This is a genomic window from Trichococcus ilyis, assembly GCF_900109135.1.
Lineage (GTDB): Bacteria > Bacillota > Bacilli > Lactobacillales > Aerococcaceae > Trichococcus > Trichococcus ilyis.
Window position 1 is genome coordinate 22069 of the sequence record NZ_FNYT01000004.1, and the last position, 16332, is coordinate 38400.

The following is a 16332-nucleotide window of genomic DNA, read 5'->3' on the forward strand; positions in this document are numbered from 1 at the left end:
CATCTCATCACCAACTACCCTGAACCGTTATGGTTGCAGGATGCCGGATTCTCGCGTATATGATACTTTCCATTTTAGCGTTTATCGTAGCAAAAGCATAGAAGCACTTTACGCAATTTTTCCGTTCCGCTCATTTTTCTATTCTGTTCCTATTTGAAAAATGCAAAGTGCATCAAAAAAAGCTGCCCCCGCTCCCAGAGGAGTAGGTGGCAGCTTTTTGACATTGACTAGTCTAAAATAAGTCTATTTTGCGAATTTAGCTTGATAAGCCGCAACTACTTTTTCAGTAGTGAAGCCATATTCCGCCATTACAACGTTGCCGTTGCCGCTTGCGCCGTAAGTGTCGATGCCGTAAGCCAGGCCGTCAAGACCGACATAACGTTCCCAACCGAAAGTCGCGCCCATTTCGATGGACATGCGGTTGCGGACTGCACCAGGCAAGACGGTTTCTTTGTAGGCAGCATCTTGCGCTTCGAACAGATCGAAACTCGGCATCGAAACGACGGATACGTCCACGCCGGCTTCACGCAAGTGTTTCTGCGCTTCTACAGCCAAGTTCACTTCCGAACCAGTCGCGATCAGGATGCCTTCAGGCGTTTCGCCTTGTTGCGGTGAAAGCACATAAGCGCCTTTTTTCACGCCTTCGCGGGCCAAGGTTGGCGTGCCTTCCAAAACAGGCAAGTTTTGGCGCGTCAGCACCAACAACGTCGGTTTGTCCATTGAAGAAACCGCGATTTCCCAAGCGGCGCTGACTTCGTTGCCGTCGGCCGGGCGCAGAACCGTCAAGTTCGGCATGCCGCGGTAGCTGGACAAGTGTTCCACTGGTTCATGCGTCGGGCCATCTTCGCCGACCGCTATCGAGTCATGCGTCATCACGTAAGTGCCTGGCAGATTCGAAATCGCTGATAAACGCATTGCTGGGCGCAGGTAATCCGTAAAGACGAAGAACGTTCCGACATACGTTCTCGTGCCGCCGTGCAATACGATCCCGTTCATGATGGCAGCCATCGCGAATTCGCGCACGCCGTACCAGATGTTGCGGCCAGCATAGTTGCCCGGCTCAAAGTCGCTGGCGGACTTGATCATTGTGTTGTTTGAAGAAGATAAGTCAGCCGAGCCGCCCCAGAAATAAGGAACCGTTTCGCCCAAGGCTTGGATCGCTTCCGCACTGGTTACACGGCTGGCTTTGGCTGCACTGCCCACTTCATAAGTCGGCAGTTTGTCTTGCCAGCCTTCAGGCAATTTGCCCGCCATTGCGTCTTCGAATTGTTGCGCCAATTCCGGATAAGCCGCTTTGTAGTCGTTGAACATGGCTGTCCAGGCTGCTTCCGCTTTTTGGCCTTCTTCGACCATTGTTTCGTTGAAGCGGGTCGTCACTTCGCCAGGCACACAGAATGCTTCGTCGGCACAGCCGTAAGAAGCTTTTGCGAAGGCAACGCCTTCTGGGCCAAGTGGCGCGCCATGCACTTTGTGCGTTCCTGCATCAGGAGCACCAAAGCCGATGATGGTTTTGATTTCGATCAGTGTCGGTTTTTCGGTTTCCGCTTTCGCTTCCTCGATGGCTTTCGAGATGGCTTCCAGATCGTTGCCGTCCTTCACCAAAATATGTTGCCAGCCATAGGCTTCGAAACGGGCAGCCACATCTTCCGTGAAGGATTTTGATGTCGGGCCGTCCAAGGAAATATCGTTGGAGTCGTACAAACCGATCAGTTTGCCCAATTTCAGGTGGCCGGCCAAGCTGGCTGCTTCATGGGAAATGCCTTCCATCAGATCGCCGTCGCCGTTCAGGAAGTAGGTATAGTGATCCACAACCGGGAAGTTCTCTTTGTTGTAGGTTGCAGCCAAGTGCGCTTCCGCCATTGCGAAGCCGACTGCATTCGCGATCCCTTGTCCCAATGGACCGGTCGTCGCTTCCACGCCGTCTGTGTCATGCACTTCCGGGTGTCCCGGAGTTTTGCTGCCGAATTGACGGAAGTTTTTCACATCGTCCAAGCTTACAGCGAAGCCGGACAGATGCAATAAGCTGTACAACATGGATGATCCATGTCCAGCCGATAATACGAAACGGTCACGGTCTGCCCACAAACTGTTCTTAGGGTTGACTTTCAAATGTTTTGTCCAAAGCGCGTAGGCCATCGGAGCGGCTCCCATCGGCAAACCAGGGTGTCCCGAATTTGCCTTCTGTACGGCGTCTATGCTAAGTGTACGTACTGCATTAACTGCTAACTCATCAATTTGATCAAACATTTTTTTCCTCCTCAAGATAGTGAATCAAGTATTGAACTCCTAAACGAACACAATCTGAACTATGCCGGCTTTCCCTGAACGATTTCATTTGATGGGTAACCAACTTTTATAATCATGCTTTAATCTCATTATAACATATTCCGAATCGGTTTATATCAGTTTATTAACTTAGCTATGCATCAATAATGGGTTATCAATCCGACACTTCCACCCGTCGCTCCCGTTCGGCTTCCTTGCAGCTTTTCGCTTCCAATAAGGTCAATTTCCGTTTCAATTGACGGTAAGCATAAACCATCGGAACGGCAGCCCCGACCCAAGCTACAGGATTGGCAAAGGCGACTGCCTGGTAACCCACCAGACCGGCGAATGCTAAGGGAACAAGTACACGCGCGACCATCTCCATGACACCCCCAAAGGTAGGCGCAGTATTGTCCCCCACCCCTTGCAGCGTGTAGCGCAAAATGATCAGCGTCGTCAATACCAGATAGAAGCTGGCCGTGGCGATAAAATAGGTACGCGCAAATCCCAATACGGCTGGATCATTCTGGTCGAACAACAGCCGGATCAGATCCGTACCGAACAACAGCAACACTGCTCCAACCAGAATGCTGTAGGCACATGACAGCAGCAAACTGATGCGGGCGCCTGCCCAAATCCGCGCGTACAACCCGGCGCCATAATTTTGGGCTGCGAAAGTCGCCATCGCGATACCGATGGAGGCTATCGGCAACGTCGCCATGATGTCCAATTTTTGGGCGATGGCATATCCGCCGACCGCTTCCGGACCGAAGCCGTTCAGACTCTTCTGCAACACGATCGAACCGATCGCAATGATGGATGCCTGCAGACCGATCGGGAGCGAAATTTTCAACGGCAACGAGAAGTCCGTAGGTTCCATGCGCCAATCTTCACTGGAAAAGTGCAGAATCGTCATTTTCTTGCGGATGTAAACGAAGCAGAGAAAACTGGCGAACAACTGCGATGCAACCGTTGCAAGCCCTGCACCGGCGACGCCCATCGAAAACCAGACAATGAACACATAATCCAATGCCACGTTCATTATCGAAGAAATCACCAGGATAACCAACGGCAGCTTGCTGTCACCCAGCGAACGCAGAATGTTGCTCAATAAATTGAATGCCATGATCGCCACCGAGCCCCACATCATAGCCAAAAAATAGGCTTCAGCCTCTTTGCTTATTTCTGCCGGGGTATCCATGAACAAAAGGATCTCTTCAGCGAACCCGACACTGATAAGGGTGATGAGTATTGTCATGGCAAGCGTGATCCAGACGCTTATCGTGATACTTTTGCGGATCCGCTCTTTGTTTTTCGTGCCGAAACGCTGCGCGATGACAATCCCCAGACCGGAAGTGACGCCGATCCCGAATCCATGGATAAAAAAGAGCACCCCGCCGACCGATCCGATGGCCGCCAGTCCTTCCACTCCCAATGTCCTGCCGATGATGATCGTGTCGGCCAAGCTGTAGAGTTGTTGGAAAATATTCCCTATCAGCATCGGAACCGAGAACAGCACGAGCAGCTTCGCAGGGCTGCCGGCAGTCATATCTTTTGTCATCCTTCACCTCCCTCTGTCGCTTGCATGCCTTACTGGTTTATAGTATACCAGAGATGTACGAACAAATTAACAAAAATATATAAATTGTACCTACAAAAATTCCTTTCTACTCATTCGGCTTGTTTCCGAACCCGTTGTCGGCGAGTATCTTCTCGCACAACGAATGGCTCAGGTAGCTCGATTCCGTGGAGACGGGGTTCGCCTGTTCCTTTGCGCCCGCGACAAACGAACGGATCAACGGCGCAAAGCCTCTCTTGTGGAGCGTCCCTTCCCAATCGCCGAAAGCGACTTGCTGCTTGCCGTTTTTGTATTCGATGGTCATATCGGTCAAATTCACTACGCGCGCAATCCCTTCCGGACTTTGGACTTCCATGACTTCGCGATTGGCCCCCGCTTCATAGTTCATCGAAACGAAACAAGTGGTGCTTTTCGTCTCCAGCATCAGCCAGAGCCGTTTCAGTTCCCCTTCGCTTTCGACTAGGTGCGATTGCACCGAAACAACTTCATCATCCAACAAATACAAAGCGGTATCTGCGATATGGATGAACAGATCATAAAGGGCGAAGCGGACCGGTTCTACGTTTTTGACACGATCTTTCTGAATCAGGATCATCTTTTTGTCAGGAATTTCTTTCAGGCGCTGGATCATCGGAGCAAAGCGGCGATTGAAGCCCGCCGTCAGGAGCAAACCCTTGGCGTCCGCCAACTCGATCAGTCCCTTTGTCTCTTCCGGATCATCACTGATCGGCTTGTCCACGTAGACCGAAATGCCGCGCTCCAGCAACTTGCGGATGATTTCCGCATGGGCAACGGTAGCCGCGTGCACGAAAGCAGCTTCGATGCCGCTGTCCAACCACTCCTCTAATGAAGTGTACAAATACTGGAAGCCGAATTTTTTCCCGACAGCTTCCAGTGTCTCCTTGTTCCGCGAGCATAGATGCCACTCCACCTCATCCTGCATCTCGACCATGACCGGCAGATACGCTTTTTGCGCAATGTTCCCTAACCCGATGACTCCAATCTTCATCAATAATCGCCTCCAAATCTGTTTGTTCCTTTTATACCATAATCTTGCGGTGAATTCTCGTTATAAGGCGAAAATATCCCGAAAATAAAAAAATATATATTTTTAATTGAAATCGATTGCATTCCTGGAATTTATTTTGTATAATTCTTTTTGAAGTTATGTATAGACATGAAAAAGGAGTTGTTTAGATGAAATACGAATTTCCTGCAGGTTTTTGGTGGGGATCGGCAGCAAGCGGACCGCAGACAGAGGGCACGATGGCTGGAGACGGCAAAGGGGACAATATCTGGGATCATTGGTACAAACAGAACCCTGAGCTGTTCTTCAATCAAGTCGGGCCTGAAAACACATCCTACGTATACAATCGCTACAAAGAAGATATAGCGCTCATGAAAAAAACGGGGCACACCAGCTTCCGGACTTCCATCCAATGGAGCCGTCTGATTCCGGACGGTATCGGCGCGGTGAATCCGGAAGCGGTGGCGTTCTATAACAGCTACATCGACGAGCTGTTGGCCAACGGCATCGAACCCTTCATGAATCTTTATCACTTTGATATGCCGTTGTCATTACAACAGAAAGGAGGCTGGGAAAGCAAAGAAGTCGTGGACGCCTATGCGGATTACGCACGCATCTGCTTCGAACTGTTCGGCGACCGCGTGAAAAAATGGTTCACCCACAATGAACCGATCGTTCCGGTCGAAGGCGGCTATCTTTATCAATTCCACTACCCAAGTGTTGTGGATATGAAAAAGGCCGTTCAAGTCGCTTACCACGAAACTCTGGCAAGCGCGAAAGCCATCCAGATTTACCATGAAATGAACCTTGACGGGCAAATCGGCATCATCCTCAATCTGACGCCTAGTTACCCGCGCAATGGGAACGATCCTGAAGACGTCAAGGCAGCCCGTCTCGCTGATGCCTTCTTCAACCGTTCCTTCTTGGATCCTGCCATCAAAGGCACCTTCCCTGAAGATTTGGTCGAATTGCTGAAGGAATTGGATTACCTGCCGGAATATACACAAGAAGAATTGGAACTCATCAAACATAATACCATCGACATTCTGGGGATCAATTACTATCAGCCGAGACGCATCATGAAAAAAGAAAGCACCACGCGCCTGTCGGACAAGCCGATGCCGGATGATTACTTCGACAACTACATCTGGCCGGAACGCAAAATGAATCCGTACCGCGGCTGGGAAATCTACGAAAAAGGCATCTACGATTGCCTGGTCAATGTCCGTGACAACTACGGCAACCTCCCTTGCTTCATCTCCGAAAACGGGATGGGTGTGGAAGGCGAAGAGCGCTACATCAACGCGGATGGCAGGATTGACGATGATTACCGTATCGAATTTGTCCAAGATCATCTGAAATATGTCCATCAAGCGTTGCAGGAAGGCTGCAATGTGAAAGGCTACCACATGTGGACGTGCATGGATAACTGGTCCTGGACGAACGCGTACAAAAACCGCTACGGCTTTATTGCGGTCGATCTGGATCAAAAAGGCAAACGTACAATCAAGAAAAGTGGCTACTGGTTCAAACAAGTTTCTGACAATAATGGTTTTGACGCATAAGGTTTCCAGGAAAGGAAAATGATGAATGAATAATTTTATTGATAATTTAGCCGAAAAATTGACTCCGCTTGCCGGCAAACTCGGCTCGAACAGATATTTGGCAGTATTGCGCGACGCTTTTATGCTCTCTTTCCCGCTGACGATGTTCGGTTCCATCGTCGTGGTGCTGAACAACTTGCCCTTCTGGAGCGATGACCTGAAAGGGACATTGGGTGGCTTGTTCGGAAACGGCCAAAACGCAACCATGTCCATCATGACGATCTTCATCACATTCGGTATCGGGTATTACCTGACCCGGTCCTATGATGAGGACGGCATCTTCGGTGGGGCTGTTTCGCTGGCTTCCTACCTGATTCTGACGCCTTTCAACTTCACGACTGCAGACGGCGCTGAAGTGAGCGGCGCCCTTTCCCTGGATCGCTTGGGCGCAAAAGGGATGTTCATCGGGATGCTGGCAGCGTTCCTTGCGGCTGAAATCTACGTCCGCATCACGAAAAAAGGCATCGTCATCAAAATGCCTGAAGGGGTTCCCGATGCGGTTGCCCGTTCGTTCGCTTCCTTGATCCCTGCCATTTCGACGTTGACCCTCTTCTTGTTGGTGAACGCTTTGGTTTCCGGCGTCTTCACGACAAACCTGCATGACGTTGTCTATACTGTTATCCAAAAACCATTGGTAGGCTTGGGCAGCGGTTTGCCTGCTACTCTGTTATCCTTGTTCTTTGTCCAAATCCTCTGGTTCTTCGGTCTGCACGGTCAAATCATCGTCAACTCCGTTATGGATCCGATCTGGAACACATTGGCGCTGGAAAATCTGGAAGCATTTAAAGCCGGCGAAGCTTTGCCGCACATCATCACAAAACCATTCATGGAGACATTCACAGTCGGCTTGGGCGGTTCAGGGATGACTTTGATGGTCGTCATCTTGATGGCTTTCGTCATGAAGAGCAGACAAATGAAGGACATCGGCCGTCTGGCGATCGGACCTGGCTTGTTCAACGTAAATGAACCCGTCATCTTCGGCTTGCCGATCGTATTGAATGCCTCGATCCTGATTCCTTGGGTATTGACTCCGCTCGTCGTAACGACCGTAAACTACTTGTCGATGGCATCCGGTTTGTTCCCTACTCCAACCGGCGTAACGGTTCCTTGGACTGTTCCGTTGTTCTTCAGCGGTATGATGGCCACCAACTCCGTCATGGGAGGCGTGCTCCAGCTGATCGATTTTGCGATCGTCGGCCTGATGTGGTATCCATTCCTGATGGTAGTCGATAAAGCGAATTTGGCAGTCACTGCCGAGGAAGCTGCATAATCGGTAATTCCGATTTGAGGACCCGAAGCAGCGCGCTTCGGGTCCTTTTTTGACTACACCCGGTCCAAGGCCGCCTTGTTTCGGACGCAACCTATAAGGTATAATGGAGTTCACATCGTTTAAATTTCCGGGAGGACAAATCGCAATGAAAAAATATGAAGAAATCGCGGACGAACTGCGCCGCCGTATCGCTGAAGGCGAGTATGCGGAAGATGAAATGCTCCCGGACCAGATCGCTCTGGCAGAAGAGTTCGGCGTCAGCCGCATGACCTTAAAGAAAGCCATCGACATGATTGCGATGGAGGGACTGATCTTCCGCAAACGGGGTGTCGGCACTTTCGTCATCAAGAGCGCCCTCTGGAACAGCGGCGACTCGAAAGCGGATGAATACGCCGGTTTGTCCAAACAGTTCCCGAACAAAACTGTAAAGAGCAAAATCATCCATTTTGCGATCCTGTTCCCTCCCAAAAATATCCAATCTTTGCTGATGTTGGAGGACAATCAACCCGTCTATCACCTGCAGCGTCTGCGAATCATCGACGACAAACCCTACATACTGGAAAATACTTATTTTGTGGCCGGTTTGGTGAAGGACCTGACGGAGGACATCATCCACCGTTCCATCTATGATCACATCCGCGATACCCTAAAATTGAAAATTGGCGGAGCCTACCGGAAAATTCATGCCGACCGTTCCAATGAACTGGATTGTCAGGAATTGATTTGCGATGAGCATACCCCGATCCTCGAAGTGGAACAGGTCGTTTACCTTACCAACGGGACGCCGTTCGAATACTCGACTTCCCGCAGTCGCTTCGACACGCGTTCCTACACCATCACCGACATCATCAAACAATAACAAAACATTAGGAGGAAAAATATGCAAGAGCCATTGTTTATCCAACCTGTCCTGCAAGAAAAAATCTGGGGCGGCACCAAGCTGCGCGACATCTACGGTTACGACATCCCCAGCGATCACACCGGCGAATGCTGGGCCATCAGCGCCCATCCCGACGGCACCGGAGCTGTTGAAAACGGTCCGTATGCCGGCACCAAGTTGGATGTCCTCTACACGGAACATCCCGAGCTGTTCGAACATCCGACTTCGCCCGTATTCCCATTGCTGACCAAAATCATCGATGCCGCCGAAGCCCTGTCCGTCCAAGTGCATCCCGATGATGCTTACGGATTGGAGCATGAAGGTGAACTCGGAAAAACCGAATGCTGGTACATCATCGATGCCGATGAGGATGCCGAAATCATCTACGGGCACAACGCCCAATCGAAAGAACAGTTTTCCGGAATGATCGCCGAAGGAAACTGGGATGGCCTGCTGCGCCACGTCAAAGTGAAGAAAGGCGACTTCTTCTTCGTACCGAGCGGCACCATCCATGCCATCGGCGGCGGCATCACGATCCTGGAAACGCAGCAGAGCAGCAACACAACTTACCGCGTCTACGATTTCGACCGCAAAGATGATCAAGGCAACACCCGCGACCTGCACATCCAGCAATCGATCGACGTGTCGTTGATCCCGCACATTGATCCGGCGAACCATTTCGAAACAACTACGACGGACGACAATACCGTGACGACTTTCATCGAAAGCGACTATTTCACTGTCTACAAATGGGATATCCTTTCCGAAATGGCCTTCAGCAAGACGGCTCCATACACTTTGGTGAGCGTCATCGAAGGCAACGGCAGCCTGACTGTCGACGGCAAAGCTTATCCGTTGCATAAAGGCGACCACTTCATCCTGCCTGCGACCGTTCCGGCCTGGACTTTGTCGGGCAGTATGGAACTGATCGCTTCAACGCCCGGCCCGAAAAACAGCTGAAAAATATGAAAAGCGGCACCAACCTTGACGATATTCGTCGGGCTGGTGCCGCTTTTTAGTTTGCTGATTCGATTGTTCCTTACGCTTTCACTTCATTCGCCAAAATGATCGCACCGGTGATGCCGGCATCGTCGCCCAAGCCCGGTGTCACCAAATAATCATCGACTGCCGGAACCGGCACATAGTCGGCAAGCAATTTCGTGAATTTCGCTTTGATGTTATCAAGCATACCCGGAACTTTCATGACTCCGCCACCCAGGACGATGCGCTCCGGACGCAGGATGACCGTGTAAGCTTCCAATGCTTGCGCGATGTAATAAGCGATGTAATCCCATACTGCATCGGTAGGTTCAACGTCTTTGCCGGCTTTGCCCAGTCGTCCGTCGATGGAAGGGCCGGCCGCCATGCCTTCCAGGCAGTTGCCGTGGTAAGGGCAGAAGCCTTCGTAGTGGTCGTGTTCATGCGGACGCACGAGTATGTGCCCCATTTCCGGATGGCCGATGCCTTCCAGAATTTTTCCGTCGACGATTGCACCGGCTCCCACGCCCGTACCGATCGTGATGTACATGATGTTCTTCATCCCTTTGGCGGCGCCCAGAGCGGATTCGCCCAAGGCAGCCCCGTTCACGTCCGTCGTCCAGCCCATCGGCACATCGTAACGGGCTTTCATGGCACCCAGGAAATCAAAATCTTTCCAGGCCAACTTTGGTGTGGAAAGGATATGTCCATATGTTTCCGATTCTTTGTTGACGTCGATTGGCCCAAAGGAACCGATTCCGATTGCAGCTAAATCAAAACGATCAAAGAAAGCAAATACCTGCTCCAATGTTTCTTCCGGTGTAGTCGTCGGGAAAGCGATCCGCTCCAACAATTCATTTTTCTCATTTCCGACGGCGCACACAAATTTTGTTCCGCCTGCTTCAATTCCACCTACTAGCATAAAGTTCTCACTCCAATTGTTTAGTTTTCGCGTGCGTCGCCACCATCGGAATCCATTTGGCATCCATCCGATTCGTCCTGAAACAGCATGCTCGCACCTTCCTCCATTATACCGCTTTCAGCCAACAGAATCTTGTTTTTCCGGCATTTTTTTGAGAAAAATCGAGAACTTTCCCAGTAGTAAACTTGACGGTTAAGTAAATATTTACTTAATTATAATATTTATTTACTTTTTTGTTGCTTTAGGCAATTCAAACGCTTACAATTAAATGAAACCATACTTCTATTCACTAAACATAGCGGATCGATGCATCCGTTCAAAATGAAGCAACCACGAGAGGGGAAACAAAATGAAAGTATCTGAAGCAATAATCGGGCAAGCCCACGGAAAGGATGTCGTGGCTTACACTTTGACGAATCCGAACGGCATATCCCTTACGGCAATGACATACGGCGCCAGCATCACGGAACTTTTGATGCCGGACAAAAACGGGAAGGTTGACAATGTGATTTTGGCGATGGATTCGTTGGATGATTACGTGACCCACCGCCCTTATTACGGAGCGACGATCGGCCGGATCGCCGGACGCATCACCAAAGGGGCTTTTGATTTGGATGGAACAACCCATCAATTGGTGGTGAACGAAGGCGTCAACCAACTCCACGGCGGCCCAGACGGCTTGGATACGCATGTTTGGGATGCGGAAGTCGAGGCTTCCGCTGATGAAGCCAGCATCCATTTCACGACGACCGATGCGGACGGTGCCAACGGTTATCCCGGTACACTTTCGGTGAAGGTCAGCTATACGCTCACTGCCGAAAACGAATGGAAAGTGACATATCGGGCAACGACAGATCAGCCGACTTTGTTCAATCCGACCAACCATGTCTACTTCAACTTGAGCGGGGACATCAACCAGCCGATCCTGCAGCATAATCTGCAGCTGAACAGCGCGGCTTTTGCCGAATTGGGCGAAAGCAACATGCCAACCGGAGCTTTGCTGCCGACGGAAGGGACGCCTTTTGATTTCCGCAACGAAGGGAAGCTTGCGGTCGCCGCTGAAGGCAGCCATCCGCAGACTCGGAAAGTCGCCGGCTTCGACCACCCTTTCCTGCTGCAGCATGACGAAGGAAAACCAGATGCGATCCTCAGCGATGCCGAATCCGGCCGGACCGTCAAAATGTACACGGATCAGGATAGCGTCGTGATCTATATGCACAACGCCGCCATCGACAAGTACACCGTTGCCGGCAACCCGGTCATCCAGTATGCCGGCATCACATTGGAAACACAGGCTCTGCCTGACGCCATCAACCAAGAAGGCTTCGGTGACATCGTGCTGCGCCCGGATGAAGTCTATACGGCCGAAACGATCTACAAGTTCGAAGTGCAGCAGTGATCGAAGGGGCTTTTTCATAATTCAATAGGCCCCTTTGCGGTTTATTGGTGTGGATGGTCATACTCAGTTCAAATCCGAAGCAAAATAGCCCGCCAAATCGGTGTTTGGCGGGTTATTTCTTACCATAAATAAAAGTGGCTATATCAAATCCAGAAAATACTACTCTGGTTTTGATATAGCCGCTTTTCAATTTATATCATCTGATGGAGATATACCCTTACAGCATACTTTTCCAATCTGACTTCGCCTTCTTCTTTCCGCTGCGTAAGCATGTCTTTGAGTTGGAAAGGCAAACGGATCGTCTGTTCTTCTTCCGTAAAGTTCATCACGAATACATAAGCTTCTTCCTCGGCAGTACGTACTTGAACAGATACGCCTTTCCCATGTCCAACAGCGAAAGGTGCTCCGATCCCTGCTTCTTCGGTAATTTTGTCATAAATCATTTCATGAAAGGCTTGCTCTGTGCGTGCGCCTATCACGTAGCTTTTGCCTTTTCCAAATGCATACCTCGTCACTGCTGGTGTATCCTGATAAAAATCATCCAGATAGGTCGCAAGCACTTCCCCGTTCGTAACAGTAAGCAGAGAAGCGTAATCCTTCACTTCAAAAACCTGCTTGCCATAACTGATCCGATTGCTGTCGGATGGGTAAAAAGTATCTGTTTCGCCCAATTTCACTCCGCAAATTTCCTGCATGATCTCCGGCCAGCCGCCTAAATAGGTCAAATCATTTTCATCCACAATACCCGTAATGTAAGTTGTCACCAGCGTCCCGCCAGCAGCAACGAAAGTTCTCAAACGCTCTTGCATGGCTATCGGCAACATATAAAGCATCGGCGCAACCAGAACTTTGTAGTCAGAAAAATCTTGCTTCTCCGTGATCACATCCACGGGAATATCATGTTCCCAGAAATAGCGGTAATGTTCCTGCGCCGTTTGCGGATAGCGCAGCGTTTCTTTGCTGAAGCCCTGGATTTCCTGCAAAGCCCAATGGTTGTTCCAATCATAAAGGATGGCCACCTCCGCCTCACGGAAACTGCCGGCAACAACTTGGAGCCGCTCGAGCACTTCCCCTACCTCCGTCACATCCTGGAAAACACGATTCTGCGGATCGCGGTCATGATCCACAACCGCCCCATGCAATTTTTCCGACGAACCGCGCGATTTTCGCCATTGGAAATACAAGATGCTGTCCGATCCGTGCGCCAGCATCTGCATGGATGAAAGAAGATGCATCCCCGGACGCTTCGTCTTGTTTACGCCGTGCCAGTTTACTCCGCTGGGCGTCGATTCCATCAAAAGGAACGGTTGTTGTTTCAGCGATCGATACAAATCATCGACAAAACCGACCCGCATCGCCAAATCAGCGGTAGTGACCCCCTCTTTATGCCATGCCGGATAAGCGTCCCAACTGATGACGTCGACATGCTCAGCGAATTTGCTGTAGTCCAAAGCCTGGAAAGGCAGCAGTTCATCGGTATCGGCCATGAAGTTGACCGTGATCGGCACGTCAGGCGTCAATTCTCGCAAGGGGCTCGCTTCGTTTTCGTAGAAAGCAATCGTCTGGTCCGTGACAAAACGTCTCCAATCGAGAACCAAGCCGTGCATCTCATGCTCCCCTAAAGGCGATGGCGATTCGATTTCTTCCCACTCTTGGTAACGATGGCTCCAAAAACTGGTCCACCAAGCTTGGTTCAGCTTTTCCAGATCATTTCCGTATTTTTCTTTCAGCCAGCCGCGGAATGCAGTTTGGCATAGGTCGCAATGGCATTCCCCACCATATTCGTTCGAAACATGCCACATCAATAAAGCCGGGTGTTGCCCATATCGTTCAGCCAATTTCCGGTTCATTTGGGCAGTCTTTTCACGGTAGACAGGCGATGTGAAACAATGATTGTGCCGCCTGCCTTGCAGTTCCTGCTCCCGTTTGCTTGTGACTCGGCGAATCTCCGGGTACTTCTTTGCCATCCAGCTTGGTTTTGCACCACTTGGGGTGGCCAAAATGATGTTGCCTCCATTCGTATGAATCTTTTCGAACAGATCATCCAGCCAAGCAAAATCATATTCGCCTTCACGCGGTTCCAATGCGCTCCATGCAAAAATACCTAATGAAAAGGTGTTTGTTTTGGAGAGACGCATAAACTCCAAGTCTTCCGCCAGTATATCCGGTCGATCCAGCCATTGATCCGGATTATAATCACCACCGTGAAGAAAATGGTTCTTCTTGGTGACGTATTTTCTCATTGCCATAGTCGAAAACTCCTTTAATTAAATTAACCTTTCGTACCGCCTGCCGTCAGACCGGACACAAAGTTTTTTTGCAACAGGATGAAGATGACCGCGACAGGCAAGCTGATCAAAATAGCACCTGCCGCAAAAGTTGTGTAGCTGGCACCCATCACGTCGTTCACTAAATTATAGAGTCCGATCGGCAACGTGTAAGCTTCCGTCTTCCTTAATATCGTGGAGGAAATGACGAAATCACCCAATGGACCAGTAAAACCGTTCATGGCCGCCACCGCAATCATCGGTTTGGAAAGCGGCAGAATGATGTCGATGAATATTTTCGTGTGACTCGCGCCATCAATCCTTGCACTTTCGTCCAAATCATACGGGATTGTATCCATATAACCTTTCATCAGATAGGTATTCATGGGGATCTGACCGCCGATGTACAACAGAATCAGCAGCACATGACTGTTGACGAGCCCCAACAACTGCGCCAGAACGAATATCGCCACTAAGGCCGAAAATTGCGGAATCATCTGCAACAGCAGAAACAGCGTCAGCCCATTCTTCCTCCCTTTGAAACGGAATCTGGAGAATGCGTATCCCGTCAGGCTCACGCTGACGACTGTCCCGATCATCGTAAAGAGGCTGATTTTCAGGGAATTCATATACCAAGTCCCGTAAGGAAGGCTTTGTTTGCCTGCGAAGAGTTCACGGTAATGATCCAATGTCGGATTTTCAGGAAACATGCTTGTGCTGATCAGACTGTTGCCAGGGTTAAAACTGGCGCCGACCGTCCACAATAGAGGATACGCGATGATCACAACAAAGCAGGCAATGATCAGGTAGGAAAAGAATAGTCGTGCAAATCTGCGGTTTTTTGTCGTTTTCATACTTATCTCCCCTCTTGGTTAAACGAATTGGATTTTCTGAACTGCCACATGGCAATCGCGATGACAAAAACGGACAACAGGATCGTGAGCGCTGCAGCCAACGCATATTGACTGGACTGCATGGTCAATTTGTAGATCCAAGACACCAAAATGTCCGTCCCTCCAGCTGTAGAGCCTGGAGTTGCTGGCCCTCCTCCATTGAAGAGATAGATGATATTGAAGTTGTTGAAGTTGAACGTATATTGTGTGATCAGCGTCGGTGCCATCGAAGTCAGTATCACAGGCAGTGTGATGTTCCTGAATTTATCCCATGAGGTTGCACCATCAATGACAGCAGCTTCGTAAAGATCATCCGGAATAGATTGCAGAATGCCGGTTGTGACAATGAAAATGTAGGGGAATCCCAGCCAGCCTTGAATAGCGATCAGAGCCACCTTTGTCCACAACGCATCGGTCATCCAAGGGATCGGACTGAGGCTGAAGAAAGCCAAAATATCATTATTGATCGCGCCGAAACTATCATTGAACATGCCCGCAAACACCAAAATCGTCACAAACCCGGGCACCGCCCAAGGCAAAACGAACATGGTCCGGATGAAGCGTTTCAACTTCAGATCTTTTTGATTCACCACCACTGCCAAAAATACGCCGATAGTGATCTGCAAACTCGAAGCCAGCAATGTCCAAACTACGGTCCATCCCAACACATCAAAGAAGGTGGAGCGCCAGATATCGACAGTGAAAATGTTCGCGAAAGTTTTGAATCCCACCCAGTCAAACAGATGTGCAGGTGGGCTGTGGTACAGATCATAATTGGTGAAAGCCAACGCAAAGCTGAACATGATCGGAAAGATGACCGCAAAAACCAACAGCACCAGTGCCGGACTGCTGATGACATATGGGTACCCTTGCTCAACCAAGTTGAAATAGCTTTCTTTTAATGACGTAACCGGTAAGTGAAGGTCCCTTCTTTCACCATTCTTGTAGGCATCGCGGATGTTCAGAATGTAAAGAATCACGCCAAAGAAAAGAATGATGATAGCCAAAATGCCCTCTGCCAACAAAAAAATCGAGTTGTCGCGCGGGATTTGTTCCCCCAAGGTAAAGATGCCCCATAAGCCCATATTCAACAGATCTCCAAAAGCAAATGCGAAACTTACTGTCGCAATCAGATAGAGCAAACCTTTCAGCCACTGCTTATTATAAAACTGCCCCCCTCCCGGTAAGAGAGAGAGGACAGCTGCCGTTTTACTATGATTCAATATTTCTCACCTCATTTTCTTTATG

12 protein-coding genes are annotated in these 16332 nt (G+C 49.8%); 5 read left to right on the forward strand and 7 right to left on the reverse strand.

Features of this window, described 5'->3' with window-relative positions; genetic code table 11:
- Positions 1–243: 243 nt before the first annotated feature.
- The 3 genes from tkt to BMX58_RS02985 all read right to left on the reverse strand — a co-directional run bounded on the left by tkt (position 244) and on the right by BMX58_RS02985 (position 4853).
- A complete protein-coding gene (gene tkt, locus BMX58_RS02975; RefSeq protein ID WP_068621844.1) occupies positions 244–2247 on the reverse strand; it encodes a transketolase in 2004 nt (667 codons plus the stop codon).
- 193 nt (positions 2248–2440) lie between these two features.
- Complete coding sequence (locus BMX58_RS02980) at positions 2441–3826, reverse strand: MATE family efflux transporter (RefSeq protein ID WP_068621842.1); 1386 nt, start codon at positions 3824–3826, stop codon at positions 2441–2443.
- Positions 3827–3932: 106 nt separating this feature from the next.
- Entirely contained in the window at positions 3933–4853 is a 921-nt protein-coding gene (locus tag BMX58_RS02985; protein ID WP_068621840.1) for a Gfo/Idh/MocA family protein, read from the reverse strand.
- Positions 4854–5041: 188 nt separating this feature from the next.
- Between BMX58_RS02985 and BMX58_RS02990 the strand changes: the two genes are divergently transcribed.
- From BMX58_RS02990 to manA, 4 genes are all read left to right on the forward strand, one after another.
- Positions 5042–6436, forward strand: coding sequence for a glycoside hydrolase family 1 protein (locus BMX58_RS02990; protein ID WP_068621838.1), 1395 nt, complete (start codon positions 5042–5044; stop codon positions 6434–6436).
- Between the two features lie 25 nt (positions 6437–6461).
- On the forward strand, positions 6462–7745 hold the full coding sequence (gene celB / locus BMX58_RS02995) for a PTS cellobiose transporter subunit IIC (RefSeq protein WP_068621837.1): 1284 nt from the start codon (positions 6462–6464) through the stop codon (positions 7743–7745).
- Between the two features lie 145 nt (positions 7746–7890).
- The gene (locus tag BMX58_RS03000; RefSeq protein WP_068621836.1) at positions 7891–8604 is read left to right on the forward strand and encodes a GntR family transcriptional regulator; all 714 of its coding nucleotides are present in this window, start codon (positions 7891–7893) and stop codon (positions 8602–8604) included.
- 21 nt (positions 8605–8625) lie between these two features.
- Positions 8626–9585 (forward strand): mannose-6-phosphate isomerase, class I, encoded by a 960-nt coding sequence (gene manA, locus BMX58_RS03005; protein WP_068621835.1) that lies wholly within the window; start codon positions 8626–8628, stop codon positions 9583–9585.
- 79 nt (positions 9586–9664) lie between these two features.
- Here the strand turns inward: manA and BMX58_RS03010 are convergent, their stop codons facing one another.
- On the reverse strand, positions 9665–10525 hold the full coding sequence (locus BMX58_RS03010; protein WP_068621834.1) for an ROK family protein: 861 nt from the start codon (positions 10523–10525) through the stop codon (positions 9665–9667).
- A gap of 349 nt (positions 10526–10874) precedes the next feature.
- On the opposite strand from BMX58_RS03010, the gene BMX58_RS03015 reads away from it, so the two are divergent.
- Complete coding sequence (locus tag BMX58_RS03015) at positions 10875–11924, forward strand: aldose epimerase family protein (protein WP_068621833.1); 1050 nt, start codon at positions 10875–10877, stop codon at positions 11922–11924.
- 191 nt (positions 11925–12115) lie between these two features.
- Here BMX58_RS03015 and BMX58_RS03020 read toward each other — a convergent pair whose 3' ends face one another.
- Genes BMX58_RS03020 through ganP form a run of 3 tightly spaced genes read right to left on the reverse strand, consistent with a single transcriptional unit; the run spans position 12116 to position 16307 of the window.
- Positions 12116–14173 carry a beta-galactosidase gene (locus BMX58_RS03020; protein ID WP_068621831.1) on the reverse strand — a complete coding sequence of 686 codons (2058 nt, stop codon included), beginning with the start codon at positions 14171–14173 and terminating at the stop codon, positions 12116–12118.
- Positions 14174–14196: 23 nt separating this feature from the next.
- Entirely contained in the window at positions 14197–15045 is an 849-nt protein-coding gene (gene ganQ / locus BMX58_RS03025) for a galactooligosaccharide ABC transporter permease GanQ (RefSeq protein WP_068621829.1), read from the reverse strand.
- Positions 15046–15047: 2 nt separating this feature from the next.
- The gene (gene ganP / locus BMX58_RS03030) at positions 15048–16307 is read right to left on the reverse strand and encodes a galactooligosaccharide ABC transporter permease GanP (protein ID WP_068621827.1); all 1260 of its coding nucleotides are present in this window, start codon (positions 16305–16307) and stop codon (positions 15048–15050) included.
- Positions 16308–16332: the final 25 nt, after the last annotated feature.